Source organism: Pararcticibacter amylolyticus, from assembly GCF_003130405.1.
Taxonomy (GTDB): Bacteria; Bacteroidota; Bacteroidia; order Sphingobacteriales; family Sphingobacteriaceae; genus Arcticibacter; species Arcticibacter amylolyticus.
In genome coordinates this window covers 72,087-72,458 of record NZ_QEAS01000017.1, presented here as the reverse complement: position 1 = coordinate 72,458, position 372 = coordinate 72,087, and the positions used below count along the sequence as shown (strand labels likewise).

General features: G+C 41.7%; 2 tRNA genes. Both read left to right on the top strand.

The annotated features are described in order from the left end of the window. Positions 1-56: 56 nt before the first annotated feature. Positions 57-129: transfer RNA gene (locus tag DDR33_RS18820), tRNA-Thr, on the top strand. Positions 130-177: 48 nt separating this feature from the next. Further along, positions 178-258, top strand: a tRNA-Tyr gene (locus tag DDR33_RS18815). Positions 259-372 lie beyond the last annotated feature (114 nt).

The window sequence follows — 372 nt, the reverse complement described above, 5'->3', positions numbered from 1 at the left end:
CTTACCTTTGCAGGCCTTTAGTATTAAAACTAAAGAGTAAAGAATAAGAAGTATAAGCCTCCTTAGCTCAGCTGGTAGAGCAACTGACTTGTAATCAGTAGGTCATTGGTTCGATCCCGATAGGAGGCTCCGGGATTTGCAGGACCCGATTTTTGTCGGGGATATGCAAATCAGGATGGGGAGATTCCAGAGCGGTTAAATGGGACGGACTGTAAATCCGTTGCTTCGGCTTCGAAGGTTCGAATCCTTCTCTCCCCACCGGATCTTAGATTTTGAGAATTAAGTTTTACGGTGTTTGTTCTAATCAAAGCAAAGTAGCCTAAGAAAGGATAGTCGTAAATCAACATCTGAATTTAAACTAATAAAATAAGC